1 rRNA gene is annotated in these 203 nt (G+C 52.7%); it reads right to left on the reverse strand.

Annotation, left to right across the window (positions count from 1 at the left end):
- Nucleotides 1–203, reverse strand: a 23S ribosomal RNA gene (locus tag FKP33_RS26875); the annotation flags it as partial.

Raw genomic sequence — 203 nt, forward strand, 5'->3', positions numbered from 1 at the left:
GCTCATAACGGTTCACGGTGGTACAGGAATTTCAACCTGTTGTCCTTCGACTACGCCTTTCGGCCTCGCCTTAGGTCCCGACTTACCCTGAGCGGACGAACCTTCCTCAGGAACCCTTAGGCTTACGGCGGATCAGATTCTCACTGATCTTTTCGTTACTCATACCGGCATTCTCACTTGTATGCAGTCCACCAGTCCTCACG

The organism is Paenibacillus sp. tmac-D7 (assembly GCF_006519665.1).
Classification (GTDB): domain Bacteria; phylum Bacillota; class Bacilli; order Paenibacillales; family NBRC-103111; genus Paenibacillus_G; species Paenibacillus_G validus.